Raw genomic sequence first — 2,740 nt, 5'->3', positions numbered from 1 at the left:
CGGCTGGGGACGTGGCACGGCGGCGCGCGCTGCTGGGCAGCCGGTGTCGGCTCAGTCGGCGACGACCCGGTTCGCCCCGGTGCGCTCCCGGATCTCCGCCGCGACCCGTATCGCGTCGCCCTCCGGTGCGGTGGAGTTGCCGTCCGGCTTGGCGGCGAAGAGGTACACGAGGCCGGTGATCACGACGACGCCGAGGCCAACGTGCACCACGTAGTCCGTCAGGAAATCGCCCGTGTCGCCGGGGGTCGCCAGCAGGATGAACGCAAAGATCCCGTAGCCGAGGGCGACGATGTTGACGATCATGCCGAAAGCGCCGAGCGAGAACGGGCCGGCCGGCTTCCAGCCCTTGAACCGCTGGCGGAGTGCGGCCAAGACCACCATTTGGAAGGCAACGTAGATCCCCAGGATGGCGAAGGAGGTGATCGGCACGAGCAGGTTTTCGTTGAAAAAGATCAGCACGCAGAACAGCGCGGGCACCGTGCAGGCCACGATCAGCGCGTTGTTCGGCACCATGCTCGTCGGGTTCACCTTCGACAGCCAGCGGTGGCCCGGGAGCATTCCGTCGCGGGCGAAGGAGAAGATGAGCCGGCTGGCCGCGGCCTGCAGGCTGAGCACGCAGGACACGAAGGCGAGCAGGGCCACCACGAGGAAGATCTTCGCGCCCACGATGCCCAGGCTGTCCTCGAGAATCGCGGGGATCGGGTCGGCGACGTTTCCGTCGACGATGTCCTGCAGGTTCGGGGCGGCCAGCACGTAGCCGACGAAGGAGAACAGCGCCGAGACCCCGCCGACGAGGATCGTCAGCTGCATCGCCCGCGGGATGCGCCTCGCCGGGTTCGAGACCTCCTCGGCGACATCGCCGCAGGCCTCGAAGCCGTAGAAGAGGTAGAGGCCCGTGATCGCCGCGGCGAAGAACATCGGCGTGTAACTGCCCTCGCCCGCGACCCCCATCGAGTCAAAGAAGACGCCGAAGCTGTTCTTGCGCTCGAAGATGAGCAGGTAGAGGCCAACGCCGATCACGCCGACGAGCTCCGCGAGAAAACCGATCCGAGCGATGCGGGCGAGCCAGGCGGTGCCCGTGAAGTTAATCGCGAGCGCGACGAGCAGGAAGCCGAGCGCGATGGCCAGCGAGATGCCCGCGTTCAGCTCGATGTCGAACAGGCTCGCGAAGAAGCCGGTGCCGAACTCGGCGACCGAGGTGATCGTCACCATCATCGCCCAGATGTACGTCCAGGCGGCCATCCAGGCGTAGCGACGACCCCAGAGCCGTCGCGCCCACGGGTACACGCCGCCGTGGATGGGGTACTGGGACACGATCTCGCCGAACACGAGGGAGACGAGAAGCTGCCCGCAGGCCACGATGACGATCCACCAGACGGAGGGCGGCCCGCCCGTCGTGAGGGCAACCGCGAAGAGCGAGTAGACCCCGACGAGCGGGGACAGGTAGGTGAAGCCCAGGGCGAAGTTCGCCCAGAAGCTCATCGAGCGCTTGAAGGAGTCCTCGTAGCCGAGAACGGAGAGGTGAACGTCGTCCTCGAGGTGCTGCGCGTGGGGTTTGGGAGTCGACACGGTGTGATCCTTTGCGAATTCTTCATTGAATGTGCATCACGCGACCGCGTCAGCGCGGCCGCTTCCCGTCAGCATAACCTCGTCGCGCGCCCCCGGGCTCCAGACGCGGCCTCCTGCCCGACACAGGGGCTCTGTGGGCTCAGCGGGGCGGGGGGCCGCCCCCGCGTGGCACGAGGTAAGGCTATCCTTATCTTCATCATGTCTTCTCCCCGCCCCCGGACCCGTTTCACGAACAGCGATGCCCCGCCGGTGATCCATCGGGTGGGCAGCCGCACCACGATCTCCCCCGATCCCATCCCCGACCCCTTCCTCCTCACGACCTCGATCCGAGAGCAGCCCACGAGCGCGCGCTGGCTGGCACACGCCCACGACACCCCCGAGCTGATCTGGGTCACCTCCGGGGTCGTACACGTGACCGTCGGGGGAGGCTTGCACGTCCTCCGCCCCGCCCGGGGACTCATCATTCCCGCGCGCATGACGCACGCGTCGCAGGTGATGCACTCCGCGCGCATCGGCACCACCCACCTGCGCCAGGTCTCGGTGCCCCTGCCCACCCCCGTCCGGATGGGGCCGGTGCTCCCGCACCTGCTGCAGTATCTGAACGACACCCCCATGCCCGAGGCGGAGCGCCTGCGCGCCCAGCGCGTCTGCCTGGACCTGATCCGGAGTTCACACCGGCACCGCCCCGGGCTCCCCCTGCCGGACGACCCCCGGATCCGGGACATCACCCGGACCCTCCTCCGAGATCCGAGCGATGACCGCTCCCTCGACCAGTGGGCCGAACGCATCGGCACGAGTGTGAGCACCATCACCCGAACCTTCGCGGAGGCGACCGGGATGAGCTTCGTGCGCTGGCGCCGTCAGGTCCGGGTCAACGCGGCCATGTCCCTGCTCCTCGATGGCCTGCCCGTCGCCGCGGCGGGCCGGCGGGTCGGCTACCACTCCCCCAGCGCCTTCGTGACCGCGTTCCGCCTCGAGACCGGCACCACCCCCGGGGCCTTCCTGAAATCGCACGCGGCCGCGCGACCGAGTTGAGCACCGTTTCGCCCGAAACGAGACAGCCCCGCTTCCTAGGCTCGGGGTACCCGCGATCCGCGGAGACCACCCCCTGCCGAGGAGCATCATGACCCGTCCACCCCAGCCCGCACCGTTCCGAGGCCAGCGGCGAGCC

General features: G+C 68.5%; 2 protein-coding genes. One reads left to right on the top strand and one right to left on the bottom strand.

What is annotated here, in order from left to right:
* Positions 1 to 51: 51 nt before the first annotated feature.
* Positions 52 to 1,569: an APC family permease gene (locus tag OOT08_RS09920; RefSeq protein WP_325092489.1), complete on the bottom strand. Its 1,518-nt coding sequence runs from the start codon at positions 1,567 to 1,569 to the stop codon at positions 52 to 54.
* A gap of 198 nt (positions 1,570 to 1,767) precedes the next feature.
* Between OOT08_RS09920 and OOT08_RS09915 the strand changes: the two genes are divergently transcribed.
* A complete protein-coding gene (locus tag OOT08_RS09915) occupies positions 1,768 to 2,604 on the top strand; it encodes a helix-turn-helix domain-containing protein (protein ID WP_325092487.1) in 837 nt (278 codons plus the stop codon).
* Positions 2,605 to 2,740 lie beyond the last annotated feature (136 nt).

This window comes from Leucobacter sp. M11 (assembly GCF_035726885.1).
Taxonomy (GTDB): Bacteria; Actinomycetota; Actinomycetes; order Actinomycetales; family Microbacteriaceae; genus JAPFRB01.
This window is presented reverse-complemented; position numbering and strand designations above follow the sequence as displayed.